This is a genomic window from Streptomyces sp. NPDC004610, assembly GCF_040609715.1.
Taxonomy (GTDB): domain Bacteria; phylum Actinomycetota; class Actinomycetes; order Streptomycetales; family Streptomycetaceae; genus Streptomyces.
Genome location: NZ_JBEXLA010000021.1, coordinates 39,376 through 65,632 on the forward strand (window position 1 = coordinate 39,376; position 26,257 = coordinate 65,632).

A 26,257-nucleotide genomic window follows, 5' to 3' on the forward strand; every position below is an offset into this window, starting at 1 on the left:
AGCATGGCCGGGCAGCAGCAGGCGGCCGTGGTGGAATTGGCAGTCACGCTGGGTTTAGGTCCCAGTGGGGTAACTCCCGTGAGGGTTCGAGTCCCTCCGGCCGCACCACACCTCTCTTCTTCTAGATCAGCTCCCGGACGACGGGCACCAGCGCGCGGAACGCCTTGCCGCGGTGGCTGATCGCGTTCTTCTCCTCGGGGCTCAGCTCCGCACAGGTCCGGTCGTAGCCGTCGGGCTGAAGGACCGGGTCGTAGCCGAAGCCGTTGGTCCCGGCGGGTGTGTGGCGCAGGGTGCCGCGCAGTCGGCCCTCGACCACCCGCTCGGTGCCGTCCGGCAGGGCGAGGGCGGCGGCGCAGGCGAAGTGGGCGGCGCGGTGCTCGTCGCCGATGTCGGAGAGCTGGGCGAGCAGCAGATCGAGATTGGCCCGGTCGTCGCCGTGCCGTCCGGCCCAGCGGGCGGAGAAGATGCCGGGGGCGCCGCCCAGCACATCGACGCACAGGCCCGAGTCGTCGGCGACGGCGGGCAGGCCGGTGGCCCGGGCGAGGGCGTGCGCCTTCAGCAGGGCGTTCTCGGCGAAGGTGACGCCGGTCTCCTTGACATCCGGGATCTCCGGGTAGGCGTCCGCGCCGACCAGCTCATGGGAGAGTCCGGCGTCGGCGAGGATGGCCTTGAGTTCGATGAGCTTCCCGGCGTTGCGGGTGGCGAGGATCAGGCGGGTCATGCCCTCAAGTATCGCGGGCCGCCCGCAGCGCCGGTCAGATCGGGTCTGGTCGGGTCAGGTCGGGTCCCTACGGGGTGCAGACCTTGGTCAGCTCACCGGCGGCGTCGGTGACCGGGCTGATGTCCGGGGTGGTGTCCCCGTTCTCCACCGCGGTGTTGACGTTCTCGACGGCCTGCTGGAGGTCGTCGACCGCCTGGGAGACATCGGTGTTGTCGGTGGTGTCCCCGATCTCGTTCAGGTTGTCCTCGATGGACTGGAGGGACTCGCTGAGCTGGGTCGGGTCGTTCGCCGCCGCGTCGACGGCCTGCTGGAGGTCGGTGACACTGTCGGCGATCGCGTCGGCGGTCTGGACGCAGTCCAGCGCCGTGCTGACGGCGTCGCAGCCGGTGGTCAGGCCGGCGGTGAGCGCGACGGCCGCCAATGTGGCGGCGACGGCTGCGGTGCGGCGACGGCGGCTCGCGGCCATGGAACGGTCCCCTCCCTCGGATGCGGGCCGGGACGCGGCCCGTTGCCGCCCCCTGTGCCCTCCACTCCCGGCCCCGGGCGGTGGCCCGGGACCCGGTCGGGCCCGGCGCCCCGGACGGTGTCCGCCCCGGCTGCCGGTGCCCTGAACTGCTGGCCGGGCGCACAGGGATCAGCCATGCGCCCGTACCCGTAGTGACGCCGGGACGGGCGGCCACGGTTGCCCGTGCCGACCGGCTCCTTTGGTGCGCCCTTTACTTGCCGATTACTTTTCGAGGACCGTATCAAGTGCGGCGCGCTGCGCGGCGGCCAGTTCCCCGCATCCGGCCACGGCCAGGTCCAGCAGGGCGTTCAGCTCCTCGCGGGCGAACGGCTCGGCCTCGGCGGTGCCCTGCACCTCCACGAAGCGTCCGTCACCGGTGCAGACCACGTTCATATCGGTCTCGGCGCGTACGTCCTCCTCGTAGCGCAGGTCCAGCAGCGGGACCCCGTCGACGATGCCGACCGAGACCGCGGCGACCGTGCCGGTGAGGGGCTGGCGGCTGGCGCGGATCAGCTTCTTGCCGTGGGCCCAGGTGATGGCGTCGGCGAGGGCGACATAGGCGCCGGTGATGGCGGCGGTGCGGGTGCCGCCGTCGGCCTGGAGGACATCGCAGTCGAGCACGACGGTGTTCTCGCCGAGTGCCTTGTAGTCGATGACCGCGCGCAGGGAGCGGCCGATCAGCCGGGAGATCTCGTGCGTACGGCCGCCGATGCGGCCCCGGACCGATTCGCGGTCGCCGCGGGTGTTGGTGGCGCGAGGCAGCATCGCGTACTCGGCGGTGACCCAGCCCTCGCCGCTGCCCTTGCGCCAGCGCGGGACGCCCTCGGTGACGGAGGCGGTGCAGAAGACCTTGGTGTCCCCGAAGGAGACGAGGACGGAGCCCTCGGCGTGCTTGCTCCAGCCGCGTTCGATGGTGACCGGGCGGAGCTGCTGGGGGGTGCGGCCGTCGATTCGTGACATGCGCTGAGCCTAGCCCCCTGCGGGGAGGCCCCTTACCGGCAGGTACGGCGTCGGCCAGGGCGGCGGACCGGGGCACAGGAAAGGGGCACAGGAAAGGGGCACGGGAAGGGGGCACACGAAGGGGGCCCCTCCGGCGCGATGCCGGAGGGACCCTCTCACCTCACCTCGTGATCACCTCACCCGAGGCGGGGGGTCACATCATGTCTTCGATGTCCGCGGCGATCGGATCGGCGTCGGTGCCGACGACGACCTGGATGGCCGTGCCCATCTTGACCACACCGTGGGCACCGGCGCCCTTGAGAGCGGCGTCATCGACCAGGGACGCGTCGGCGACCTCGACCCGCAGGCGGGTGATGCAGCCCTCGATCTCCTCGATGTTCTCCAAGCCACCGAGCCCGGCGACGATCTTCTCAGCCTTGCTGGCCATGTTCCTTCTCCCTGATCCGAACCGCTTTGTCGCAGTAACCCACAGTTGGCCCAACTTCGCGAGCGGTCATGCCGTCCGTACCGAATGATGGCGACACGACAGCGGAACCCTCTGTCAACTGGTCTACACCACCGCATCGACCGCCGCCAAACCCGGCCCCACCGGGCGGAGTCCGAGAGGAGCCCGATGAGCGCCGAGAGCGCCGGGAACGCCGTCAGTCCCGGACGGGCCCGCTGGAACAGTCTGTTCCAGGGGCTCCAGAAAATGGGCCGAAGCCTTCAACTGCCCATCGCCGTCCTGCCCGCCGCGGGCATCCTCAACCGGCTCGGGGAACCGGACGTGTTCGGCGCCGACGGGCTCGGCTGGACCAATGTCTCCCGGGTGATGAAGGGCGCGGGCGGTGCGCTGCTGGATCCCGCGCTGGGGCTGCCGCTGCTGTTCTGCGTCGGGGTGGCCATCGGGATGGCGAAGAAGGCGGACGGCTCGACCGCGCTGGCGGCGGTCGCCGGGTTCCTCGTCTACTACTCGGTGCTGCGCCAGTTCCCGGCGGCCTGTCCGGAGGGGGCGTGGGTGGTGCCGGCGGGCTGCCAGGAGGAGGACGGCACGGTCGGGCCCATCACCTACCAGAACCCCGGGGTCTTCGGCGGGATCATCATGGGCCTGCTGGCCGCCTACTTCTGGGCCCGGTTCCACCGCACCCGGCTGGTCGACTGGCTGGGCTTCTTCAACGGGCGCCGGCTCGTCCCGATCATCATGGCGTTCGTGGCCATCGCGTTCGCCTCGCTGTGCCTGTGGATCTGGCCGCCGATCGGCAGCGGGCTGGAGAGCTTCAGCAACTGGCTGGACGGCCTCGGCGCCTGGGGCTCGGGCCTCTTCGGCCTCGCCAACCGGGCGCTGCTGGTGATCGGGCTGCACCAGTTCCTGAACGTGCCCATCTGGTTCCAGTTCGGCTCGTACACCAAGCCGGACGGCACGGTGGTGCACGGTGACATCAATATGTTCCTGGCCGGCGACCCGGGCGCGGGGCAGTTCACCACCGGGTTCTTCCCGATCATGATGTTCGCCCTGCCGGCCGCGGCGCTGGCCATCACCCACACCGCGCGGCCGGGCCGCCGCAAGGAGGTCGGGGGTCTGATGCTGTCGGTGGCGCTGACCTCGTTCGTCACCGGCATCACCGAGCCGATCGAGTACTCGTTCCTGTTCGTCGCGCCCGTGCTGTACGCGGTGCACGCGGTGCTGACCGGGGTGTCGATGGCGGTGACCTGGGGGCTGGGGGTGAAGGACGGCTTCAGTTTCTCGGCCGGACTGATCGACTACGCCATCAACTGGAACCTGGCCACCAGACCCTGGCTGATCATCCCGATCGGCCTGGCCTTCGCCGCGGTCTACTACGTGATCTTCCGGTTCGCGATCACCGCGTTCGATCTGAAGACGCCGGGCCGTGAACCGGAGGACGAGGTGGAAGACGTGACCAAGGTGTAACCCCCTTCACAGCCGCCTCAACTAGCGTCCGCCCCAGGGCCCTTGGACCCCGCGTCCGAGGGCCTTTCGGCATGCCCCCGATGGCCCGCGGATTGATCCGGAACGGCATCCCAGGACGTTATGAAAGGTGGGTTCCTTATGCGCAGCTCATCTGCTACAACAGGTCTACACCACTGAGTGGTGTAGACCACCACCCGTTGGAGGAAGTATGAGCTCCGCCACCACCACGGCGGCCCCCGCGAAGAAGCGGGGATCCGGTCTGTTCCAGGGCCTCCAGAAAGTCGGCCGCAGCCTTCAGCTGCCGATCGCCGTGCTGCCCGCGGCGGGCCTGCTGGTCCGGCTCGGCCAGGACGACGTCTTCGGCAAGGACGGCCTGGGCTGGGACAAGGTCGCGTCGGTGTTCGCCAACGCCGGCAGTGCCATCACCGGCTCTCTGCCCATGCTCTTCTGTATAGGCGTGGCCATCGGCTTCGCCAAGAAGTCCGACGGCTCCACCGCTCTCGCCGCCCTGGTCGGCTTCCTGGTCTACAGCAAGGTCCTGGAGTCCTTCCCGGTCACCGAGGCCGTCGTCCAGGACGGTGCCGACGCCGCCGCCACCTACAACAATCCCGGTGTGCTCGGCGGCATCATCATGGGTCTGCTCTCGGCGGTCCTGTGGCAGCGGTACCACCGCAAGAAGCTGGTGGACTGGCTCGGCTTCTTCAACGGACGGCGGCTCGTCCCGATCATCATGGCGTTCGTCGGTGTCGCCGTCGGTGTCTTCTTCGGGCTGGTCTGGGAGCCGATCGGTGAGGGCATCAGCAACTTCGGCGAGTGGATGACCGGTCTGGGCTCCTTCGGCGCCGCGCTCTTCGGTGCCATCAACCGCGCGCTCATCCCGATCGGCATGCACCAGTTCGTGAACACCGTGGCCTGGTTCCAGCTCGGTGACTTCACCAACGCCGCCGGCGAGGTCGTCCACGGCGACTACAGCCGCTTCCTCGCGGGTGACCCCGAGGCCGGTATGTTCATGTCCGGCTTCTTCCCGATCATGATGTTCGGTCTGCCCGCCGCCGCCATCGCCATCGCGCACGCCGCCCGCCCCGAGCGCCGCAAGGCCGTGATGGGCATGATGGTCTCGCTGGCGCTGACCTCGTTCGTCACCGGTGTCACCGAGCCGATCGAGTTCTCGTTCATGTTCATCGCGCCGCTGCTGTACGTCATCCACGCGGTGCTGACCGCGCTGTCCATGGCGATCACCTGGGCCCTCGGCGTCCACGCGGGCTTCAACTTCTCCGCGGGCTTCATCGACTACGCGCTGAACTGGAACCTGGCCACCAGGCCATGGCTGATCATCCCGATCGGTCTGGTCTTCGCCGTGATCTACTACACGGTCTTCCGGTTCGCGATCGTGAAGTTCAACCTCACCACCCCGGGCCGCGAGCCCGAGGAGGAGATCGAGGACCTCACCAAGGCGTAACCCCCGCAGGGGCGTAAACCCCACCCTCCCGGGGTGCCTCCCCCATACGCCCCTGACAAAGGCCCCGGCATCATCACGATGCCGGGGCCTTTCTCCTGCCTGCGGGTCCGCTCAGATCTCGTACGTCACCCTCGGCGCCGCCAGTTCCGCCGGGCCGTCGTACACCGCGCGGGCGTCGGCCAGATTGTGCTGGGGGTCGGTCCACGGGGGGATGTGGGTGAGGACCAGGCGCCGGGCGCCGGCCCGGTTCGCGGTCTCGCCCGCCTCGCGCCCGTTGAGGTGCAGATCCGGGATGGACTCCTTGCCATGGGTGAACGCGGCCTCGCACAGGAACAGGTCCGCGTCCCGGGCGAGTTCGTCCAGCGCCGGGGTGACCCCGGTGTCACCGGAGTAGGTCAGGGACCGCCCGCCGTGCTCCACCCGGATGCCGTACGCCTCCACCGGATGGGCGACCCGGTCGGTGTGGACCGTGAAGGGGCCGATCTCGAAGGTGGAGGGCTTGACGGTGTGGAAGTCGAAGACCTCGCTCATGGAGGAGGCGGTGGGGGTGTCCGCGTAGGCGGTGGTCAGCCGGTGTTCCGTGCCCTCCGGTCCGAAGACCGGGATCGGATCGCACCGGCCGCCGTCGTGCCGGTAGTACCGCGCCACGAAATAGGCGCACATGTCGATGCAGTGGTCGGCGTGCAGATGGCTCAGGAAGATCGCGTCGAGGTCGTAGAGACCGCAGTGGCGCTGCAACTCACCCAGGGCACCGTTGCCCATGTCGAGAAGCAGCCGGTAGCCGTCGGCCTCGACGAGGTAGCTCGAACAGGCCGATTCCGCGGACGGGAACGACCCCGAGCAGCCGACGACGGTGAGCTTCATGAAACAGAAACCTCCGCTGGCGGATATGGAGAGACGGGGGTCGTGCGGTTTGTCGAGCGTAAGGCGCAAAACGTCCGGTCGCTCCTCCGGCAAGGTCTGTTGTGGGCGAACTCACCTGTGGTGTCACCGGTTCGGCTGGACGGACCGGGTCCGGCCGCCGGGCGCGTCGGGGACCCGGTCGTGGGGGTCGTGCCGGCGGGCGGGCGGGGCCGGTACCGTCGTCGGTATGGACACGTCATGGTGGCTCGCGCTGGCGGCGGTCGTCCTGCTCGCGCTGGTCGCGGCGCTGGTGGACGGCTGGGGCCGCGGCAGCAGGCCGGGCGGCCGGACCACCCGGCCGCCCGGACATCCGGGGCGCCCGGGGCGCGCGGCGGGACCGGGCCCGAGGGCCGGGGAGATCTGGTGGGCCGAGGTGCCCTACGAGGACGGGCCGGGCGCCAAGGACCGGCCCTGTCTGGTGCTGTCGGTGCGGGGGCGGCGGGCGCTGGTCGCCAAGATCACCACCCGGTACCGGGACGGACGCGCCGGGGTGATCCCGCTGCCGCCGGGCTCGGTCGGTGACGCGCAAGGCCGCCCGAGCTTCCTGGAGACGGACGAGCTGCGCCGGGTCCCGGTGGGCGGCTTCCGCCGCCGGGTGGGCGCGGTGGACCCGGCGCTGTGGGACCAGGTCCGGCATCTGGCGAGGTGACCGGCCCGGGTCCCCGGGGGTGGGGCTACGCCCAGAGCTGGCCCTGGAGGGTCTCGATCGCTTCCTCCGTCGTCACCGCGGTGTAGACGCCGGTCGACAGATACTTCCAGCCGCCGTCGGCCACGACGAAGACGATGTCCGCGCTCTCGCCGGCCTTCAGGGCCTTCTGGCCGACCCCGATCGCGGCGTGCAGCGCGGCGCCGGTGGAGACGCCCGCGAAGATGCCCTCCTGCTGGAGCAGCTCCCGGGTGCGGGTGACCGCGTCGGCGGAGCCGACCGAGAACCGGGTGGTGAGCACGGAGGCGTCGTACAGCTCCGGGACGAAGCCCTCGTCGAGGTTGCGCAGTCCGTAGACCAGGTCGTCGTAGCGCGGCTCGGCGGCGACGATCTTCACGTCCGGCTTGTGCTCGCGCAGGAAGCGGCCGACGCCCATCAGGGTGCCGGTGGTGCCGAGTCCGGCCACGAAGTGGGTGATCGACGGCAGGTCGGCGAGGATCTCGGGGCCGGTGCCGGCGTAGTGGGCGCCCGCGTTCTCCGGGTTGCCGTACTGGTAGAGCATGACCCAGTCGGGGTGCTCGGCGGAGAGTTCCTTGGCGACCCGTACGGCGGTGTTGGAGCCGCCCGCGGCCGGGGACGAGATGATCTCGGCGCCCCACATGCCGAGCAGGTCCCGGCGCTCCTGCGAGGTGTTCTCGGGCATCACGCACACCATGCGGTAGCCCTTGAGCTTGGCGGCCATGGCCAGGGAGATGCCGGTGTTGCCGGAGGTGGGTTCCAGGATGGTGGCGCCCGGGGTGAGACGGCCGTCCTTCTCGGCCTGCTCGATCATGTGCAGGGCGGGACGGTCCTTGATGGAGCCGGTCGGGTTGCGGTCCTCCAGCTTGGCCCAGATCCGCACCTCGGGGGACGGCGAGAGCCGCGGCAGGCGCACCAGGGGGGTGTTGCCCACCGCGGCCAGCGGGGAGTCGTAGCGCATCGGGGATCAGCGGCCGATCAGGCCATGCCGCCGGCCACGGCCGGCAGGATCGTCACGTTGTCGCCGTCGGCGAGCTTGGTGCCGATGCCGTCCAGGAAGCGGACGTCCTCGTCGTTGAGGTAGACGTTGACGAAGCGGCGGAGCTGGCCGCCGTCCACGATGCGGGCCTCGATGCCCGCATGCCGGGTCTCCAGGTCGGCGAACAGCTCGGCGAGGGTGTCACCACTGCCCGCCACGGCCTTCTGGCCGTCGGTGTACTGGCGCAGGATGGTGGGGATGCGGACCTCGATGGCCATGATGGCGGCTCCTGTCGGATGGGGTTCGGGTCGGTGAGCGCGCGGCAGCGCGGGGGCGGCGGTGGTGCCGGGAGTGGTGCCGGGGGTGCGGGGTCGCGCGCCGCGGCTCACGGCCGTACGGCGGCTGGGAACGTCAACAGATGGCGCTGTTCAGCCTGCACAGATCGACGTGCAGCCGCGCCACGAGCAGCAGGGTGCTCGGCGTCTTCTCGCTCACGTCGTTCAGAACCATGCGGTCATCGTATCGATTCCCGACCGGGCTCTCGGAGAGGTATCTCGCATACTGGATGAATTCTGCCCGAATACCGGGATCACAAGGGTTCGTACGGGGCTCGCACGGGCTCACACGGGGGCTCGTACGGGGCTCGTACGGTGGTTCGTACGGGCTCAGTAGGCCGCGACGACCGTGACCTCCTCCTCCGTGACCTCCCCCTCCAGGATCCGGAAGGAGCGGAACTGGAACTCCCCGGCGCCGTCGGCGTCCGCCGTGGAGACCAGGACGTAGTGGGCGCCGGGCTCATTGGCGTAGGAGATGTCGGTGCGGGAGGGGTACGCCTCGGTCGCGGTGTGGGAGTGGTAGATGATCACCGGCTCCTCGTCGCGGTCGTCCAGCTCGCGGTAGAGCTTCAGCAGATCCCCGGAGTCGAACTCGTAGAACGTGGGTGAGCGGGCGGCGTTCAGCATCGGGATGAACCGCTCGGGGCGGCCCTGGCCCACCGGGCCCGCGACGACACCGCACGCCTCGTCGGGGTGGTCCTCGCGCGCGTGGGCGACGATACGGTCGTACAGCGCCTGCGTGATGGTCAGCATGGTCGCCAGGATAAGCATGAGGGCCGCCCCGTACCGAGGGGTGGTACGGGGCGGCCCACATGGTGGACTTTCGGGCTGCTGGCGTGCGCCGGGGATGCCGACGGGTCCTTCGGGTCGGGCGGGTCAGGCGGGTCCGGCGGTCTTGGTAGTCGCCCGGTCCCGGTCGCCGGTGATCTGCGGGGTGCGGGTCTTGAGGATCTGCCAGCCGATCCAGAGCGCCGCCGTCCAGCCCGCCATCACATACAGACACACCCGCGCGTCGGCGTCGTAGGCGATCAGACAGGTGACGAAGAGCAGGAAGGCGATGGCGATCCAGGAGCAGACCGCGCCGCCCGGGGCCGGGAAGGACGAGCGCGGCAGCCGGCCCGCCTCCACACCCCGGCGGTAGAGCACATGGCTGATCAGGATCATCAGCCAGGTCCAGATCCCGGCGGCGGTGGCCACCGAGACCACATAGCCGAACGCCTTCTCCGGGACGATGTAGTTGAGGATCACCCCGATGCCCATGAACAGCACCGAGACGGTGATCCCGAAGGCGGGCGTCTTGGTGCCGGACAGCCTGCTGAAGACGCGCGGGGCCTCGCCGTTGTCGGCCAGGGTGCGCAGCATGCGGCCGGTGGAGTACATACCGGAGTTGCAGGACGACAGGGCGGCGGTGAGCACCACGAAGTTCACGATGCCCGCGGCGGCCGGGATGCCGATCTGGGCGAACGCCGCGACGAAGGGGCTCACCCCGGGCGCGAACTCGGTCCACCGGACCACGCACAGGATGACGGTGAGCGCGCCGACGTAGAACAGCGCGATCCGCCAGGGCAGGGTGTTGATGGCCTTGGGGAGGGTCTTCTCGGGGTTCTCCGACTCACCGGCCGTGACGCCGACCAGTTCGACCGCGAGATAGGCGAACATCACGCCCTGGAGGGTCATCAGGGACGAGCCGACGCCGGTCGGGAAGAAGCCGTCGAAGGCCCAGAGGTTGGAGACCGCGGCGGTGTCGCCGGCCGCGCTGAAGCCGAAGGTCAGCACGCCCAGACCGATCACGATCATGCCGATCAGCGCGGTGACCTTGACCATGGAGAACCAGAACTCGATCTCGCCGAACAGCTTCACCGAGATCAGATTCGCCCCGAACAGAACGATCAGGAAGACCAGCGCGGTCACCCACTGCGGGACGGCCGGCCACCAGTAGTTGACGTAGATCGCGGCGGCGGTCAGCTCCGCCATTCCGGTGACCACCCACATCAGCCAGTAGGTCCAGCCGGTGAAGTAGCCGAAGAACGGGCCCAGGAACTCCCGCGAGTACTCGGCGAAGGAGCCGGAGACCGGGCGGTAGAGGAGCAGTTCGCCCAGGGCCCGCATGATGAAGAAGATGATCACGCCGGCGAGGGCGTACATCAGGATGAGGCTCGGTCCCGCCTTGGCGATGTTCGCCCCGGCGCCCAGGAAGAGGCCGACGCCGATGGCGCCGCCGATGGCGATCATCTGGACCTGCCGGCTGCCGAGCCCGCGCTCGTAGCCTTCCTCGGGGACGTTGTCGCGTCCGCTCGTGTGCTGATCGACCTGCGCTGAGGTCATGGGTGGTGCGCCCCTTCTCTCCATGTCCGATCCGAGCCGGCGCGCGGCTTCGGATCGGGTCTCGATCCCCCCGGATGGAAATGGAGTCGCCCGGCCGGCGGTCGGCCGGCGCTGTGGCGCACCCGGGCGGACAGGGGTGGCGTCCGCCGGGCGAGGTGAAGATTTATCACGCCGGTACCGCTGATCGTCCGGGCGTGGTGTGACGCAGCACACTAGAAGAAGGGGACAAAGGGGAGCTGCCTCGCCATAAGCGACGGCATCATTCACTTGATCGATACCGCGATTTGAGGGCTGACTGAGGAACGTAAGCGTGACGGTCCCCGGACAATCGAACCCAAGGAGGAAACGGGGCGTCCGCCTTCGGCAGGGAGGTGAGGGGGTGAGGAGGCGGGAGCCGAGGGGGCGGGAGCCGAGGGGGCCGGGGAGCCCGGGAGGCCGGGGAGCCCGGGAGGCCGGGAGGCCGGGGAGCCCGGGAGGCCGGGAGGCCGGGGAGCCCGGGAGGCCGGGGAGCCCGGGAGGCCGGGGAGGCCGGGAGGCCGGGGAGGCCGGGAGGCCGGGGAGCCCGGGAGGCCGGGGAGCCCGGGAGGCCGGGGAGCCCGGGAGGCCGGGGAGCCCGGGGAGCCCGGGAGGCCGGGGAGCCAGGGAGGCAAGGGGAGCCAGGGAGGCAAGGGGAGCCAGGGAGGCAAGGGGAGCCAGGGAGGCCCCTGTCAGGGCATCAGTGACTGGACCAGCGTCTCCTGGAGGCCGCCCAGCCACAGGTACGCCATCACCATCGGCTTGCGCTCGTCGTCGTCCGGGAGCCGGAAGAGCAGGGCGCTCTCGTCCTCGTCGGTGATGTCGAGGCGGGCGGCGATGGCGAGGCGCAGATCGTTGAGCGCGCCGAGCCACGGCCGGGCCTGATCCGGCGTCAGCTTCAGCACCGCGCCGGAACCGGTGGCGTCCGCGGCCAGTTCGTCCAGCGAGCGGATCACCGCGAGGGCGTTGTCGCGCTTGCCGGCCCGCAGGTCGTTCTCGGTGAAGCGGCGGAACTCGGAGGAGTGCGCCCGCTGCTCCTCGGCCTGCTCGGCGGAGGCGGGGGTGTGCCCGGGGTGGGTGTAGGCGTCCGGGAAGAGGCGCTTGAGGACCGGGTCGGAGGGCGGCTCGCTCGGGCCCTCGGCGAACAGCTCGGCCAGCGGGTCGGCGTCGGCGTCCTCGGCGGGTCCGGGGCCGATCAGCTCCAGGAGCTGGACGGTCAGCGACCGGATGATCGAGATCTCGACCTCGTCGAGGGCGACGGCCGCGCCGCCGCCGGGGAGGCGTTCGAAGGTTCCTGGCATGGGGGCGGTCGCTACTTCCGGTCCTGCTGGAGGGTGGCCCACAAGCCGTAGCCGTGCATCGCCTGCACGTCGCGCTCCATCTCCTCGCGACTTCCGCTGGAGACGACCGCGCGGCCCTTGTGGTGGACGTCGAGCATGAGCTTGTTCGCCTTCTCCTTGGAGTAGCCGAAGTACGTCTGGAAGACATACGTCACATAGCTCATGAGGTTGACCGGGTCGTTGTGCACGATGGTGACCCAGGGGACGTCGGGCTCGGGTACGGCAGAGACCTCCTCCGCCGACTCGGTGCGTTCGATCTCGATGGGAGCGGCTGACGTCACAACCCCCATGCTGCCACGTGCACCACAAATCGTCACACTGACGAAATGGGGTGTAGCATCAGACGTCATGAACACAGCAGACCTTGGGCTGCCGGTGGACGTCCCCTCGACGGCGCTCTTCACCGACCAGTACGAGCTGACGATGCTCCAGGCGGCCCTCAAGGCGGGCACCGCGCACCGGCGCAGTGTCTTCGAGGTCTTCACCCGCCGACTGCCCCACGGCCGCCGCTACGGCGTCGTGGCGGGCACCGGCCGGGTGCTGGACGCGGTCGAGAACTTCCGGTTCGACGCGGATGTGCTCGGCTTTCTGCGGGAACGGTCGATCGTGGACGAACCGACCCTGAAGCGGCTCGCGGACTACCGCTTCGCCGGGGACGTCTGGGGCTACCCCGAGGGCGAGGTGTACTTCCCCGGCTCGCCGATCATGCGGGTGGAGGGCACCTTCGCGGAGTGCGTGCTCCTGGAGACCGTGATCCTCTCCATCCTCAACCACGACTCCGCCATCGCCGCTGCGGCCTCCCGGATGTCCTCGGCCGCCGGCGGGCGCCCGCTGATCGAGATGGGCGCCCGGCGCACCCATGAGCTGGCCGCGGTCGCCTCCGCCCGCGCCGCCTACGTCGGCGGCTTCTCCTCCACCTCCGACCTCGCTGCGGGCTTCCGCTACGGCATCCCCACCGTCGGCACCAGCGCCCACGCCTTCACCCTGCTGCACGACCGGGAGCGGGACGCCTTCCGCGCCCAGATCGACTCCATGGGCCGCGGTACGACGCTGCTGGTGGACACCTACGACGTCGCCGAGGCGGTCCGGACGGCCGTGGAGGTGGCCGGAACCGATCTGGGGGCCGTACGGATCGACTCGGGGGATCTGCTGCTGGTCGCGCACCGGGTGCGGCAGCAGCTGGACGAGCTGGGGGCGACCGGCACGCGGATCATCGTCACGTCCGACCTGGACGAGTACGCCATCGCCTCCCTCGCCGCGGCCCCGGTCGACGCGTACGGGGTGGGCACCCAGCTCGTCACCGGGTCCGGGCACCCGACCTGCTCCATGGTCTACAAGCTGGTCGCCCGCGCGGGGTCGGCCGACCCGAACGCTGCCCTGGTGCCGGTCGCCAAGAAGTCCACCGGCGGGAAGACGTCCATCGGGGGGCGCAAGTGGGCGGCGCGGCGGCTGGACGGGGCGGGGGTGGCGGAGGCGGAGGTGGTCGGCACGGGACCGGTTCCCCGGGAGCTGGCCGATGATCAGTTGCCGGTCGAGCTGATCAAGGGTGGTCAGGTGATCGCTCGTGAGCCTTTGGACGTCGTGCGGGAGCGGCATGTGGCGGTGCGGGCGGGGTTGCCGTTGTCTGCGACGCAGTTGTCTCGGGGGGAGCCGGTGATTCCGACCGAGTATGTGGTGGGGGGTTGAGGGTGCGATGCGGGGTGCGGGTTTCGTTGTGGCTGGTCGCGCAGTTCCCCGCGCCCCTGAGGGGCGCGTCTACGCCCCCCTCCCCTATCAGGTTCCGATTCTCTAGGCTCGTAGGTTCAGGTTTCTGGTTGTAGGGCCCCTCCTCGGAAAAGGGACACGATCATGCGTCGCGCCTTGCTCGTCATCGATGTGCAGAACGACTTCTGCGAAGGGGGCAGTCTCGCGGTGGCCGGCGGGGCCGATGTGGCCGCCGCCGTCACCGAGCTGGTCGCCCAGGCCCCGGCCGGGTACCGGCATGTCATCGCCACCCGTGACCACCACATCGCGCCCGGTGGCCACTTCTCGGACCGTCCCGACTTCGTGGACTCCTGGCCCGCGCACTGCGTCGCGGGCACGGAGGGCGTCGGGTTCCATCCGAACTTCGCCCCCGCGGTCGCCTCCGGCGCGGTGGACGCCGTCTTCGACAAGGGGGCGTACGCGGCGGCGTACAGCGGCTTCGAGGGGGCCGACGAGAACGGGGTCCCGCTCGCCGACTGGCTGCGCGCCCGGCACATCGACGAGGTGGACGTGGTCGGTATCGCCACCGACCACTGCGTCCGGGCCACCGCCCTGGACGCCGTCCGGGAGGGCTTCCGCACCCAGGTGCTGCTGGACCTGACCGCCGGGGTGGCCGCGGAGACCACCGAGCGCGCCCTGGAGGAGCTGCGCGACGCCGGGGTGGAACTGACCGGCAAGCCGGTGGTGAACGGCCAGGGACCCGCCGCGTAGGGGCCCGCTAGGCGGGTGCCGCCGGGCGGCGCAGCAGGGCGCGGATCGGGTGCCAGAGTTCGGTCACGCCGCGTAGTTCGTCGGGCGCCGTACGCCATATCAGGCCGTCGGGGTGGTGCAGTACGGCGGTGATCTCGTCCGGGGTGGGCGGGGCGGCGTTGCCGCGCAGATAGACCGCGCGCAGTCCGAGATTGCGCAGCCTGGTCAGGGCGCGCGCCCGGTTCTGGGCGTGGACGAGCACCCGGACGCCCGCCGGGCGGTCGGGGGCGGGGCTGGGCAGATTCAGCGCCACCACCACCATGCCGTTCGGCAGCTTGCAGAAGCCTCCTGCGGCCATTCCGTCACATCCCCGTGCGAGCCGGCGTCGGCACCTGTGTCGGTACCGGTGTCAATAAGAGCATCACAGCACGCACCTAAACACGATCGGCGGCAGCCCGCCAAGGGGCTCCCGCCGATACGCGTCTGACCTGGGGATATGCGGCTTACCTCACGGCACGGCCCACTTCGAGGGTGATCGTGGAGCCATTCCTGGCCTCCTTGACGATCTTGATCTTGGTGTTGGTGTCAGTGATCTTGACGCCCGCGGTGGGGGTCGCCGGGTCGTAGTAGGTGCTGGTGCGGTCGTTGAAGACCGACACGCCCTTCTGCGACGGGATCCGGGTCGGCACGCCGGCCTTGTGCAGGGTGATGCCGTCGGTGCGGGAGAGGCTGAAGGTCGAGTCGTAGGACTGGATGCGGTTGCGCATCAGGGTGCCGTCGGACCACTTCAGCGGGGTGGAGTGGGCGTCGATGGGCAGCAGCAGACCGGTGCCCGGGTGGACGCTGGTGTTGTTGTCCGCCTGCGAGGTGTCCCACTTCCAGATCAACAGACCGTTCTGGTACGGGTAGTGCTCCACCCAGTCCGGACGGGTGGTCGAGAAGCCGAAGTTGTACGGGCCGACCTTGAGCGTCTTGTCGTACGACACGTACTGGCGGTTCTCGGCGATGTAGTACTGCGCGTAGTCCTTGGTGAACGAGGCGCCGATCCGGGAGAAGCCGTTCGCGGTCCAGGCTGCGTCGGCGGTCTCGGCGTTGTCGGTGAACAGCGCGGTGCCGTCGGCGACGACCGAGATCCGGTCCGCGGCGAAGCCCTTGAGGGCGACCCCGCCGTCGGTGGCGTAGCGGAAGCGCAGGTCGATCCGCTGGCCCGCGTAGGCGTCCAGCGAGTACGACAGGCTCTTGTACGCGTCGACCGTGCCGGTCAGGGCCGGCTTGTCGCTGCCGTCGCGCGGAATGGGCTGGCCGTCGACCGTGCCGTCGATCGACGTCCAGTTGGCGCCGCCGTCGGTGGAGACCTCGGTGTAGAGGTAGTCGTAGTCGGCCTCGATCTGGTACCAGCCGTCGAAGGTCAGGTCCGCGGAGGTCTTTCCGGTCAGGTCGACCGAGCGGGTCAGGGTGTTGCGCAGATCGTCACCGCTGCCGCTCCACCACTGGGTCGCGCCCTCGGCGGGGGTGACCACCTCGGTGGTGACCTCCTTGTCGGGCAGCTCGACCACCAGGGCCTGGGGGTTTTTGGTGTTGTACTCGGCGAGGCCCAGGGTGTGCCTGGACTTGGTCGCGGCCTGGGCCGTGTCGTAGTCCAGCCAGCCGAGCTGGAGCTTGTCCCAGGCGGTCATGTCGCCGGGCAGGTCGCCGATGGCGTTCTTGCCGGTGCCGAGCCAGGAGCCGGAGGACATCAGGGTCCAGAACCCGGTGGAGTTCTCGCCGCCCTGGGTGTCGTAGTGGTCCGGCAGACCGAGGTCGTGGCCGTACTCGTGGGCGAAGACACCGAGGCCGCCGTTCTCCGGCTGGATGGTGTAGTCGCCGACCCAGATGCCGGAGGTGCCGATCTGGGTGCCGCCGAGCTTGTTGCCCTCGGGGCCGGTGGCGCCGGCGTCCGTGCCGAAGGCGTACCAGCGGTGCGCCCAGATGGCGTCCGTGCCCTGGGCGCCGCCGCCCGCGGACTCGTCCTCACCGGCGTGCACGATCTGGAAGTGGTCGATGTAGCCGTCGGGCTCGTTGAAGTTCCCGTCGCCGTCGTGGTCGTAGCGGTCCCACTGGTCGTACTCGGCGAGCTTCGCGGCGATCTCGGCGTCGGTCTTGCCGGCCGCCTGCTGACCGGCCGCCCAGGCGTTGACGCCGTCCTGCACCGCGTACCAGGCGCAGTTGTCCGGGACGCAGCTGTTGGAGCCGTAGCGGGCCTCGTTGTAGGGGACCGTGACCCAGTCGGCGACCTCGCCCTCGATCGAGTAGCGGCCCGAGGACTGCTTCTCGTAGTAGGTCTTCATCGAGGCGGTGCCCTCGCCGAAGTACAGGTCCTGGTAGTGCTGCTGGTTGTAGTCCGCCCGCCAGTCGGTGCTGTTGTCCTTGGCGCGGTCGGGCTCGGCGATCTGGTTGTGCAGGGGTCCGGGGGTGCCGCCGTAGCGGCTGTCTATCTGGTCGCCGAATTCGACCAGAATGGTGAAGATCTTGTCCGTCTTCTCCCGGCCGAGTTCGACGTACTTGCTGTCGCCCTTCCCGGACTCCAGCTCGACGACCTTCGATCCATTGCGCTCCTGGACCTCGGTCTGCCCGGAGATGACCTGGTTGAGGGCTTCCTCGCGCTGCGCGGTCTGGGTGTCGGTGAGCGGTCCCTTGAGGTTGTGGGGCTCCTCGTTCGCCTGGGCCGACGCCGGGTCCCTGCGGTCGACGGCCGGGGCGCCGGACGCGCCGGCGGGGTCCGCCTGCGCCACGGTGAAACCGGAGAGGGTGGCGGTGGCCGCGGCGAGCGCGACGGTGGTCGCCGCCGCTCTGAACGTCCAGGGTCTACTGGTCACTTGAGTTCCTCCTCCGCGTCCGGGCGCGCGGAAGGGGGGTCCGGGATTGGTGTGGAACCCGCGCGCTCCTGATCAACGCGTGTAGTCAAGTGACGTCATTCGACTAGACGTTGCGAAGAAAAGACAGACCTTGACTTGGACAGGTCAACTGCACTATGCGGTACGTTCACCCCGCTGAGCGAACATCGCAGCGCCGCCCATCCCCCCTCAAACCTCCCCGCACCTGGGCGGACATACGGAACCCCGCCGTCAACGGGCGCGCGGAAGTGTCCAATTGCCGGACAGGATGAATCGGTGCGCCCCCCGTGCACCGGCACGGTGGGTCAGGTCACGCTTACCGTTTGTTCCCCTAGGGCATCCACGCCGTTAGAGTCGAGTGGCGGAACGCCCGGAAGTCGGCGGAAAGCCAGGCCGACAACCTAGTCTCACCCCCACTTCCGAGGACACGATTGCCATGCCTCGTCCGACTGCCGCACAGCTCGCCTACGGCTCGTGCACCGTGATCCTGTCGACACTCGCCATGCTGCTGTTGTCACAGACGAGTTCCCCGGTGGGGATCGCGGTCGTCACCGTGACGGCGCTCACTCTTGGACTGGTCGTCGCCTTCACGGCCCCGATGAAGAAGACCCCCAAGCGGATCCCCTCCACCACCACTGTGGCGCCCCCCGTGCCGCAGCAGCCGGTGGCGGTCACGGTGTCCGCTGGCCCGCGCGCGCACGTCCGGGAGCCGTCGGCTTCCTGACGTGACGGGCGTGACGGGTGGGTGTCGGGCTCGGTTCACAGGCTCGCGCACTCACCCGCTCCACAAGTGAATACGTGTACGGCGGGCCCGTGGTTCCCGGATTCCGGGGACCAGGGGTCCGCCGTTCCGTTGTGCGGGGCGGTTCGCTCGCATCGGGCGGTCGAGGGGGGTGCTGGGTGGGGCGTTCAGGCCGTGCTGACGACCACCGTCTTGGCCGGTTTGTCGTGCAGACCCTGCTTGTAGGGCTTGTCGAAGAAGCTCCAGCCGCCGCAGATCGCCGTCCAGATACAGGCGCAGCAGAAGGCGAACGGGATCCACAGGATCGCCGAGCGGATCAGCGAACTCTGTACCGACGGGGTGTTGCCGTTGTCCAGATTGGCCACCCGCAGGTTCAGCCACTTCTTGCCGAGCGTCTGACCGGTCCGGGAGATCAGGAAGGTGTCGTACGCCATGTAGAGGACGGCGGCGATCGCGGACTGCGCGAGCGAGCGGCCGACCTGGACGTTGTCACCGTTGACGTTGTACTCGTCCACATTGAATCCCCAGGTGATCAGCAAGACCACGATGCCGACCAGGATCATGTCGATGATCCTGGCCAGCGTCCGCCGGCCGCTGTCGGCGAGCGGGGGCATCCCGGCGAGCGGGTCCCCCGGGTAGCCGCCGGGGGGTGCGCCGTAGGGGGACTGACCGCCGTAGGGGCCACCGCCGTAGGGGGGTGGCTGGCCGGCGCCGTGGGGGGGCGGTTGGTTCTCGCCGTACGGGGGTGGCTGGTTCCCGCCGGGGGGCGGGGGGCCGCCGCCCTCGGAGGACGGCGGGGGCGGCTGGGGGGCGTCATACGGTGAGCCCGCGCCTTCCCCGGGCGGGGGCTGCTTCCTGAACGGGTCGTCGTCCGGCGGCTCACCGGAACCGGGGGGCGGTGGGGTGCTCATGGCCCGAGTGGACCGCGAACGCCCCGGCTCCGCATCCGGCGAGGGGCCGTCCGGGGTACGGCCCGATCACCCTGGGGTGGTCAGTTGACCGCTTGTCAGCACGGTTGTCCGCTCGCTTGTCAGCACGGTTGTCCGCTCGGTGGCCAGGCCGCTCGTCAGCCCGTTCGCCAGGCCGCTCGTCAGCCCGCTACGAACGTCCGGGCCGCCTTGTCGTGCCAGCACTGGCGCCACGGCTTGTCGAACAGGCACCACAGGACGCCGATCAGCCCGAAGCAGAGCAGCCCCGGCACGCTGTAGACCAGCCAGCGGCGCAGCGCAGCGCCGAAGGTCGGGGCCTCGTGCGCCTCGATGTCCCGCACCTGGAGGCCGAGCAGCCGCTTGCCCAGGGTGCGGCCCCACTTGGCGGTGGGCAGGGCCTCGTAGAGCACGCCGAAGAGGAGCAGGACGCCGAGGATGATCGCGAGATAGACCGAGGTCGTGCCGTCCAGCAGCCAGACGGTGACGGTCCGTCCGGAGAGCTTGGCCTCCTCGATCTTCCCGTTGACGTGGTCCAGGGCCCTGGTCCCGAGCGGTACGGCGGCGACGGCGGTGACCGCGACGACGGCGAGCGTGTCGACCAGGCGTGCGGCGAGCCGCTTGCCGAGCCCGGCGGGGCGGGCGGCGGACTGACGGCGGGCCATGGCCTGGAAGGGGTCGTCCACCGGGGGCCGCCAGGGCGTCACCGGTTCGTCCCCGGAACCGGCGGCTCCGCCGGACGCCCCGGCCAGCCGGTGCACCTGCTGCGCCCAGGAGGACTGTCCGCCGCCGGGGCCGGTGGTGAGGGGGGTGCCGGATTGCGGGGGGACGGGGCGAGGGGGTGTGCGGGTGGGGGTGGGGGTGGGCGGCGGTGTGGGTGCTGGTGCGGGGGTGGCTTGTGGGGGGACCGCGGGGGCCTGGGCCTGGGCTTGGGACTGCGCTGGGGAATGGGGGGTGTTCGCGCGGTCCGCCGCGGCTCGGCCCGCGCCGAAGCCGGGGCCCGAGGTGCGGGGAGGCACCGGGCGGAAGGTCATGGTGCCGTCGTCGGGGATCTGGGTCTCCGGGCGGCGGAAGACGAAGGTGCTGCCGGAGCCGGGGGCCTCGCCCGTGCCCGTGCCCGTGCCCGTGCCCGTGCCGGGTGCTTCGGCGTCGGAGGGCGGCGGGATGGTCGCGGTGCCGTCGGTGCGGGCGGCGTGGCCGTCGGGCTGGGCCGGGGTGGGGGTGGGACTGGGGGTGGGAGTGCCGGTGGGGGCCGGTTCTTCGGTGCGGGCGACTCGGGGGTCGGTCCGGGGGTCGGGGTGGGGGTCGGGGTCGGGCTGGGGGGAGCCCCAGGAGACGCGGCGGTCCTGGTCGCCGCCGAAGCCGGACTGGCGGTTGCGGTCGGCGCCCCACGAGGCGGCCGGTTCGGGGCGGCTGCCGTACTGCTCTCCGGGGGCGGGGGGCGGCTCGGGGTCCTCGTCGAAGAAGTGCGGGCCGGTCTCCTCGACCGGGGCGACCGGGGCGGCCGGGACGGCCTGAGCGGCGGTGGGGGGCGCGGGCTGGACGCCCGGCGGGGTGCTGAGCGGTTCCCCGGCGGCCGGGGCGGGGCGGCTGGTGCCGGGCACCCACGCGGCGCCGTTCCAGTAACGGACGTATCCGGGGATGGAGGGGTCCGGGTAGTACCCCTCACGGGGCCTGTCGTCGCCTGGTGCCGGGGTTGGGGCGCTCATGTCCGTCGTCCCGTATCTGCTCGGAGGTGGGTAAGGGGGGCTCCACATCTATCAGACCGGCGCAAGGGGCATGAACGGTCCGGGCGGACGGGGGTGGTGAGGGGACGAATGTGCTAGGCGCTCCGCCGGGGGGTGGGGTGGGTAGTGGGGGTTGTGCAGGGGGCGTGTACGGGTTTCGTCGTGGCCGGTCGCGCGGTTCCCGTGCCGCTGCCGTGCCCGGCCGACGGGGTTGACGCCGCCGTTCGTCATCACTTCCGGGAGCTGTTCAAAAAAACTTGGTGAAGTCGCGTAATGCTGCGCGGTTCGGCCTCTCTCTGTCCTCGCGGGTCCGTCGTGGACGTGGCCCGTTCGGACCAGATCGGACCAGATCCGACCAGAGAGGAAGCGTGTGTCATGCATACCGTCGTGGAACGTGAACTGGAGCTGAAGCTCATCCTGTCGCCCGAGCGGAGCGTCCCGGTGCCGGCCCGGCTGAGCTACCGCACCGATGATCCGTACGCCGTGCACATCTCCTTCCACATCAACTCGGAGCATCCGGTCAACTGGACGTTCGCGCGGGAACTGCTCGTGGAGGGGGTGTTCCGGCCGTGCGGGCACGGGGATGTGCGGGTGTGGCCGACGAAGGTCGAGGGGCGCAGTGTGGTGCTGATCGCGTTGAGTTCGCCGGACGGCGACGCGCTGCTGGAGGCGCCGGCGGCGCAGGTGTCGGCCTGGCTGGAGCGGACGCTGAGGGTGGTTCCCCCGGGCTCTGAGGCCGAGCAGCTCGGCATCGACGACGGCCTCGCCGAGCTGCTGGCCCCGACCCCGGCCGACGATCTGTGGCTGCGCGACCCGTGGCCCTCAGACGAGTCCCAGGACGGGGAGTGAGCGGGGGCGTGGGGCGCGGTGGGGTCAGAAGAGCTTGCCCGGGTTCAGGATGCCCTGGGGGTCGAAGACCTGTTTGACGGCCCGCTGCATCTCCAGCCCGACCGGGCCGATCTCGCGCGCCAGCCACTCCTTCTTCAGGACGCCCACGCCGTGCTCGCCGGTGATCGTGCCGCCGAGCTCCAGCCCGAGGGCCATGATCTCGTCGAAGGACTCGCGGGCGCGGCGGGACTCGTCGGGGTCCTGCGCGTCGAAGCAGACCGTGGGATGGGTGTTGCCGTCGCCCGCGTGGGCGCAGACCCCGATGGTCAGGCCGTACTTGTCGGCGATCCGCTCGACGCCTTCGAGCATGTCGCCGAGGCGGGAGCGGGGCACGCACACATCGTCGATCATCGTGGTGCCCTTGACGGCCTCCAGGGCGGTCAGGGACAGGCGGCGGGCCTGGAGGAGGAGTTCGGACTCGGCGGCGTCGTCGGCGGGGACGACCTCGGTGGCGCCCGCCGCCTCGCACAGGGCGCCGACCGCGGCGAGGTCCGGGCCGGGGTCGGGGGTGTCGAAGGCGCAGAGCAGCAGCGCCTCGGTGGTCTCCGGCAGCCCCATGCGGGCCAGTTCGTTGACCGCTCTGACGGTCGTCCCGTCCATCAGTTCCAGCAGGGACGGGACATGGCCACGCTCCATGATCCGGCACACGGCGTCGCAGGCCGCGGCGACGGAGGAGAACTCGGCGGCCAGGACGAGCTGCTCGGGCGGCTTGGGGCGCAGGCCGAGCACCGCGCGGACCACGACACCGAGAGAGCCCTCGGAGCCGACGAAGAGGCGGGTGAGGTCGTATCCGGCGACGCCCTTCGCGGTGCGGCGGCCGGTGGTCATCAGCCGGCCGTCGGCGAGGACGACGTCCAGTCCGAGGACGTACTCGGCCGTCACCCCGTACTTGACGCAGCACAGGCCGCCGGAGGCGGTGCCGATGTTGCCGCCGATGGTGCAGGTCTCCCAGCTGGAGGGGTCCGGGGGGTAGTACAGGCCGTGCTCGCCGACCGCGCGGGAGAGGGTGGCGTTGACGACGCCCGGTTCGACGACGGCGATCCGGTCGACCGGGTTGATCTCCAGGATGCGGTCCATCTTGATCAGGGACAGCACGACGCAGCCCTCGGTGGCGTTGGCGCCGCCGGAGAGCCCGGTGCGGGCGCCCTGGGGGACGACCGGGACGCCCAGCTCGCTCGCGGTGCGCAGTACGTGCTGGACCTGCTCGACCGTCCGGGGCAGCACCACGACGGCCGGGGTGCCGGCGGGGCAGAAGCTCGCCATGTCGTTGGCGTAGGAGGCGGTGATGTCGGGGTCAGTCAGGACGGCCTCGGCCGGCAGGCCCGCCAGCAACCGGTCGGTGAGGTTGCCCTGGACCGCGTCGGGTGCGGCTTCGATACGGCTCATGATCACAGCGTGACACCCGAGGGCCATCGGTGTGAACCCCCGCAGGCACCCGCTTCGACCACGGGCCGCTGCCGCGGGTCTGGCGCACAGTGAGCGGCATGGACTTCGAGTGGAGCGCGGATCGGGGTGGGCGGCGGGGAGGGCGGCAGCGGGGTGGGCGGCAGCGGGGGACGGGGCGGCGAGGGCGGGAGGGGGTGGGCCCGGGTTGGGCGGAGGGGGTCGGCCTGGGTGGGGTGGAGGGGGTAGGCCCGGGGCGGGTGGAGGGCATGGGCCCGGGTGGGGTGGAGGGGGTCGGCCTGGGTGGGGTGGAGGGGGTAGGCCCGGGGCGGGTGGAGGGCATGGGCCCGGGTTGGGCGGAGGGGGGCGACTTGGGTCGGGTGGAGGGGGTTGGCCCGGTTGGGCCGACGCGGGGGGATGACGGAGGGCTGCGGTGGGGGGACGCGGGTGGGGTGCGGGGGGTGGACGCGGGTGGGGTGCAAGGGGCGGACCTGGGAGGGGCACAGGGGGCGGATCCGGGACGGGCGCGGTGGACGGACCCCGGTGGGGCGCGATGGACGGACCCGGGACGGGCGCACGAGGCGGACCTGGGAGGGGCACAGGGGGCGGATCCGGGACGGGCGCAATGGGCGGACCCCGGTGGGACGCGACGGGCTGACCCGGGCGGGCCACAGGGGGCGGACCCGGGAACGGCGCAAGGGGCGGACCTGGGAGGGCCGCAGGCGGCGGACCCGGGACAGGCGCAATGGACGGACCCCGGTGGGGCGCGATGGGCTGACGCGGGCGGGCCACAGGCGATGGACTCGGGATGGTCGGAGCGGGTGGATCGCTCAAGGGCGCACGGGATCGATCCCGGTGGGCACGGGTGGGTGGAGTTGGACGGACTGGACCGGCTGGACGGGCCGGACGGGCCGCAGGGGACGGATCCGGAAGGAGCCCGGGGGACCGGTCCGGGAGGGACCTGGGGGACGACGAACCCGGGCGGGACCGAGGGCACCGACCAGCGCGGGACCAGGGAGACCGACCAGCGCGGGCCGCTGCGGACGCAGCCGCGGGGGGCGCGATGGGGGGACCCCGATGGTGGGTCGGAGCGGGTGGCGGCCGGACGGCCCCGGCGTGGGCGTGGCTGGCGGAGGGTGGCCAGGGGGCTGCTGGTCGTCTTCCTCGCCGGGTGTCTGGTGATCGGTGGGATGTGGGCCTGGCGGTGGTGGCGGCCGGTGGAGGGGCCGCCGCCACCGCCCGGTCCGGGGGCGCTGGCGCGGGCCGCGGTCACGGGTGGGGTGCCGGCCGCGCTGCCCGGTCTGGCGGTGCTGATCGCCGAGCAGGAGCGCCGGGTGCGGGAGCGGCCGAAGGACGCGCAGGCGTGGGCGGTGCTCGGGACGGCGTACGTCGAGCAGGGGCGGCGGGCCGGGGACGCCTCCTACTATCCGACGGCGGAGCAGGCGCTGCGGACGTCGCTGCGGGAGCGCCCGCGCGGGAACGTTCCGGCGCTCCAGGGGCTCGCCGCGCTGGCCAACGCGCGCCGGGACTTCCCGGCGGCCCGGGAGTGGGCCGAGCAGGCGCAGCGCCACGACACCCGGCGCTGGACGACGTATCCGCTGCTCATCGACGCCTATGGCGGGCTCGGTGAGCACAAGGCGGTCAAGAAGGCGTTGGACCGGCTGATGGAGCTGCGCTCGGCACCGGCCGTGAGCGCGCGGGCCGCCGGGGTCTACCGGGATCTGGGCTGGCGGGAGGACGCGGCGGCGGTGCTGGCCGACGCGGCGTTCGCCGCCGAGCAGCCGGCCGAGCGGGCGGCCTGGCGGGAGCGGGCCGGGCAACTGGCGTGGGAGCGCGGTGAGCGGGAGGCGGCGCTAAGGCACTTCGCCGAGGCGCTGCGCACCGATCCCGACCTGCGGGCCGCGCAGGCGGGCCGGGCGCGGGCACTGGCCGCGCTGGGGCGCACCTCGGAGGCGGTGAGCGCGTACCGGGCGGCGCTGACCGCGCAGCCGTCCCCGGAGTGGGCGCTCGAACTGGGCGAGCTGTACGAGTCGCAGGGGCTGGGCCAGACCGCGAGGGCGCAGTACGACCTGCTGCTCACCCAGGCGCGGAACGCGGCGGCGGGCGGTGTGGACGAGGATCTGGTGCTCGGCCGGTACGAGGCCGATCACGGGGACCCGCGCGAGGCGGTGCGGCTGCTGCGCGCGGAGTGGGGGCGCCAGCCGTCGACGGTGGTGGCGGACGCGCTGGCCTGGGCCCTGCACCGCACCGGGGAGGACGAGGAGGCGCTCACACTGGCGACCCGCGCGACGGAGGCCCGCGACGGGGGCGGGGTGCGCAGTGCGCTGTTCGCTTATCACCGAGGGATGATCGAACGATCATTGGAGCGATCGGGTCCGGCACGGCGGCATCTTTCGGAGGCGCTCCAGATCAATCCGTACTTCTCCCCGCTCCACGCCCCGGCGGCCCGGAAGGCGCTGCGGGAACTGGGCGAGCCGGGGGTGGGGTACGTACCGGAGGAGCTGGGCGGGGAGGGGTGACGAGGGGCGGTGTGTCGGGCAGGATGTGCGGTGTTCCGGGGCGGGGCTGGGCATTCTGTCCGGCACGGGGGTGGATGAGGCGGGCTCTTGTGCAGAGGGTCGGCGGAGGCGGAGGGTGGCGTGGCGATCGATCAGCTGGACGGGCGGATCATCGTGCTGCTGGCGCGGGAGCCGCGGATCGGGGTGCTGGAGATGTCCCGGCGGCTCGGCGTGGCGCGGGGCACCGTACAGGCCCGTCTGGACCGGCTTCAGTCGAATGGCGTCATCCGGGGATTCGGCCCGCAGGTCGACCCCGCGGCCCTCGGCTATCCGGTCACCGCGTTCGCCACTCTCCAGATCCGGCAGGGGCAAGGGCCCGATGTGCGGGCGCACTTGGCGACCGTGCCGGAGGTGCTCGAACTGCTCACCACCACCGGCACCGGGGACATGATGTGCCGGCTGGTCGCCCGCTCCAACGCCGATCTTCAGCGGGTGATCGATCGCGTTGTCGGTTTTGATGGCATCGTCCGGGCCTCCACGGCGATCGTCATGGAGAACCCCGTTCCGCTGCGGATCATCCCGCTGGTGGAACAGGCGGCGCTCCAGGAGTGACGCCCGCCCTCGGGGTCCGGCGCCGAGGACGCAGTCGGGCCGGCCGACCGGGGAGAGCGC

General features: G+C 71.1%; 26 protein-coding genes and 1 tRNA gene. 10 read left to right on the plus strand and 17 right to left on the minus strand.

Annotated elements, in window-relative coordinates:
• The first annotated feature begins 21 nt into the window (after window positions 1-21).
• Window positions 22-108 (plus strand) — tRNA-Leu (locus ABZX40_RS23120).
• A 13-nt stretch (window positions 109-121) separates the two neighbouring features.
• On the opposite strand, the gene rdgB is transcribed toward ABZX40_RS23120, so the two are convergent.
• The 4 genes from rdgB to ABZX40_RS23140 all read right to left on the minus strand — a co-directional run bounded on the left by rdgB (window position 122) and on the right by ABZX40_RS23140 (window position 2,613).
• Window positions 122-721 carry an RdgB/HAM1 family non-canonical purine NTP pyrophosphatase gene (rdgB, locus tag ABZX40_RS23125; RefSeq protein ID WP_355738617.1) on the minus strand — a complete coding sequence of 200 codons (600 nt, stop codon included), beginning with the start codon at window positions 719-721 and terminating at the stop codon, window positions 122-124.
• Between the two features lie 67 nt (window positions 722-788).
• The gene (locus ABZX40_RS23130; protein ID WP_355738615.1) at window positions 789-1,187 is read right to left on the minus strand and encodes a hypothetical protein; all 399 of its coding nucleotides are present in this window, start codon (window positions 1,185-1,187) and stop codon (window positions 789-791) included.
• A gap of 261 nt (window positions 1,188-1,448) precedes the next feature.
• Window positions 1,449-2,186, minus strand: coding sequence for a ribonuclease PH (gene rph, locus ABZX40_RS23135; RefSeq protein WP_355738612.1), 738 nt, complete (start codon window positions 2,184-2,186; stop codon window positions 1,449-1,451).
• Between the two features lie 193 nt (window positions 2,187-2,379).
• On the minus strand, window positions 2,380-2,613 hold the full coding sequence (locus ABZX40_RS23140; protein ID WP_355738609.1) for a PTS glucose/sucrose transporter subunit IIB: 234 nt from the start codon (window positions 2,611-2,613) through the stop codon (window positions 2,380-2,382).
• Between the two features lie 186 nt (window positions 2,614-2,799).
• On the opposite strand from ABZX40_RS23140, the gene ABZX40_RS23145 reads away from it, so the two are divergent.
• Both ABZX40_RS23145 and ABZX40_RS23150 read left to right on the plus strand, forming a co-directional pair.
• Window positions 2,800-4,095 (plus strand): PTS transporter subunit EIIC, encoded by a 1,296-nt coding sequence (locus tag ABZX40_RS23145; RefSeq protein ID WP_355738606.1) that lies wholly within the window; start codon window positions 2,800-2,802, stop codon window positions 4,093-4,095.
• Window positions 4,096-4,303: 208 nt separating this feature from the next.
• Window positions 4,304-5,554, plus strand: a complete 1,251-nt coding sequence (locus tag ABZX40_RS23150) for a PTS transporter subunit EIIC (protein ID WP_355738604.1) — start codon at window positions 4,304-4,306, stop codon at window positions 5,552-5,554.
• A gap of 111 nt (window positions 5,555-5,665) precedes the next feature.
• Here ABZX40_RS23150 and ABZX40_RS23155 read toward each other — a convergent pair whose 3' ends face one another.
• A complete protein-coding gene (locus ABZX40_RS23155) occupies window positions 5,666-6,418 on the minus strand; it encodes an MBL fold metallo-hydrolase (protein WP_355738602.1) in 753 nt (250 codons plus the stop codon).
• Between the two features lie 226 nt (window positions 6,419-6,644).
• On the opposite strand from ABZX40_RS23155, the gene ABZX40_RS23160 reads away from it, so the two are divergent.
• The gene (locus tag ABZX40_RS23160; protein ID WP_355738599.1) at window positions 6,645-7,106 is read left to right on the plus strand and encodes a type II toxin-antitoxin system PemK/MazF family toxin; all 462 of its coding nucleotides are present in this window, start codon (window positions 6,645-6,647) and stop codon (window positions 7,104-7,106) included.
• Between the two features lie 25 nt (window positions 7,107-7,131).
• On the opposite strand, the gene ABZX40_RS23165 is transcribed toward ABZX40_RS23160, so the two are convergent.
• From ABZX40_RS23165 to clpS, 7 genes are all read right to left on the minus strand, one after another.
• Complete coding sequence (locus ABZX40_RS23165; protein ID WP_355738597.1) at window positions 7,132-8,082, minus strand: cysteine synthase; 951 nt, start codon at window positions 8,080-8,082, stop codon at window positions 7,132-7,134.
• Between the two features lie 17 nt (window positions 8,083-8,099).
• A complete protein-coding gene (locus tag ABZX40_RS23170; protein ID WP_355738594.1) occupies window positions 8,100-8,378 on the minus strand; it encodes a MoaD/ThiS family protein in 279 nt (92 codons plus the stop codon).
• Window positions 8,379-8,511: 133 nt separating this feature from the next.
• The gene (locus ABZX40_RS23175) at window positions 8,512-8,610 is read right to left on the minus strand and encodes a putative leader peptide (RefSeq protein ID WP_355738591.1); all 99 of its coding nucleotides are present in this window, start codon (window positions 8,608-8,610) and stop codon (window positions 8,512-8,514) included.
• 155 nt (window positions 8,611-8,765) lie between these two features.
• Window positions 8,766-9,188: a M67 family metallopeptidase gene (locus tag ABZX40_RS23180; RefSeq protein WP_355738588.1), complete on the minus strand. Its 423-nt coding sequence runs from the start codon at window positions 9,186-9,188 to the stop codon at window positions 8,766-8,768.
• A 123-nt stretch (window positions 9,189-9,311) separates the two neighbouring features.
• Entirely contained in the window at window positions 9,312-10,760 is a 1,449-nt protein-coding gene (locus tag ABZX40_RS23185) for an amino acid permease (RefSeq protein WP_355738585.1), read from the minus strand.
• Window positions 10,761-11,467: 707 nt separating this feature from the next.
• Window positions 11,468-12,076, minus strand: a complete 609-nt coding sequence (locus ABZX40_RS23190) for a DUF2017 domain-containing protein (RefSeq protein WP_355738583.1) — start codon at window positions 12,074-12,076, stop codon at window positions 11,468-11,470.
• An 11-nt stretch (window positions 12,077-12,087) separates the two neighbouring features.
• Window positions 12,088-12,405 (minus strand): ATP-dependent Clp protease adapter ClpS, encoded by a 318-nt coding sequence (gene clpS, locus ABZX40_RS23195; RefSeq protein ID WP_355738581.1) that lies wholly within the window; start codon window positions 12,403-12,405, stop codon window positions 12,088-12,090.
• Between the two features lie 58 nt (window positions 12,406-12,463).
• Between clpS and ABZX40_RS23200 the strand changes: the two genes are divergently transcribed.
• Both ABZX40_RS23200 and ABZX40_RS23205 read left to right on the plus strand, forming a co-directional pair.
• Complete coding sequence (locus ABZX40_RS23200) at window positions 12,464-13,801, plus strand: nicotinate phosphoribosyltransferase (protein ID WP_355738579.1); 1,338 nt, start codon at window positions 12,464-12,466, stop codon at window positions 13,799-13,801.
• 162 nt (window positions 13,802-13,963) lie between these two features.
• A complete protein-coding gene (locus tag ABZX40_RS23205; protein WP_355738576.1) occupies window positions 13,964-14,569 on the plus strand; it encodes an isochorismatase family protein in 606 nt (201 codons plus the stop codon).
• 7 nt (window positions 14,570-14,576) lie between these two features.
• On the opposite strand, the gene ABZX40_RS23210 is transcribed toward ABZX40_RS23205, so the two are convergent.
• Both ABZX40_RS23210 and ABZX40_RS23215 read right to left on the minus strand, forming a co-directional pair.
• Window positions 14,577-14,906, minus strand: coding sequence for a hypothetical protein (locus ABZX40_RS23210; RefSeq protein ID WP_355738573.1), 330 nt, complete (start codon window positions 14,904-14,906; stop codon window positions 14,577-14,579).
• Window positions 14,907-15,051: 145 nt separating this feature from the next.
• Window positions 15,052-17,403 carry an immune inhibitor A domain-containing protein gene (locus ABZX40_RS23215; RefSeq protein WP_355738570.1) on the minus strand — a complete coding sequence of 784 codons (2,352 nt, stop codon included), beginning with the start codon at window positions 17,401-17,403 and terminating at the stop codon, window positions 15,052-15,054.
• Window positions 17,404-17,857: 454 nt separating this feature from the next.
• On the opposite strand from ABZX40_RS23215, the gene ABZX40_RS23220 reads away from it, so the two are divergent.
• Complete coding sequence (locus tag ABZX40_RS23220; RefSeq protein ID WP_355738567.1) at window positions 17,858-18,145, plus strand: hypothetical protein; 288 nt, start codon at window positions 17,858-17,860, stop codon at window positions 18,143-18,145.
• 185 nt (window positions 18,146-18,330) lie between these two features.
• Here ABZX40_RS23220 and ABZX40_RS23225 read toward each other — a convergent pair whose 3' ends face one another.
• Window positions 18,331-19,074: an RDD family protein gene (locus ABZX40_RS23225; protein WP_355738565.1), complete on the minus strand. Its 744-nt coding sequence runs from the start codon at window positions 19,072-19,074 to the stop codon at window positions 18,331-18,333.
• A gap of 179 nt (window positions 19,075-19,253) precedes the next feature.
• Window positions 19,254-20,798, minus strand: a complete 1,545-nt coding sequence (locus tag ABZX40_RS23230) for an RDD family protein (RefSeq protein WP_355738563.1) — start codon at window positions 20,796-20,798, stop codon at window positions 19,254-19,256.
• Window positions 20,799-21,191: 393 nt separating this feature from the next.
• Between ABZX40_RS23230 and ABZX40_RS23235 the strand changes: the two genes are divergently transcribed.
• Window positions 21,192-21,665 carry an SsgA family sporulation/cell division regulator gene (locus ABZX40_RS23235; protein ID WP_355738560.1) on the plus strand — a complete coding sequence of 158 codons (474 nt, stop codon included), beginning with the start codon at window positions 21,192-21,194 and terminating at the stop codon, window positions 21,663-21,665.
• A gap of 24 nt (window positions 21,666-21,689) precedes the next feature.
• On the opposite strand, the gene ABZX40_RS23240 is transcribed toward ABZX40_RS23235, so the two are convergent.
• On the minus strand, window positions 21,690-23,096 hold the full coding sequence (locus ABZX40_RS23240; protein WP_355738557.1) for an FAD-linked oxidase C-terminal domain-containing protein: 1,407 nt from the start codon (window positions 23,094-23,096) through the stop codon (window positions 21,690-21,692).
• A 1,181-nt stretch (window positions 23,097-24,277) separates the two neighbouring features.
• Between ABZX40_RS23240 and ABZX40_RS23245 the strand changes: the two genes are divergently transcribed.
• Window positions 24,278-25,606, plus strand: a complete 1,329-nt coding sequence (locus ABZX40_RS23245) for a tetratricopeptide repeat protein (protein ID WP_355738852.1) — start codon at window positions 24,278-24,280, stop codon at window positions 25,604-25,606.
• Between the two features lie 120 nt (window positions 25,607-25,726).
• Window positions 25,727-26,197, plus strand: coding sequence for an Lrp/AsnC family transcriptional regulator (locus tag ABZX40_RS23250; protein WP_355738554.1), 471 nt, complete (start codon window positions 25,727-25,729; stop codon window positions 26,195-26,197).
• The last annotated feature ends 60 nt before the right edge of the window (window positions 26,198-26,257 follow it).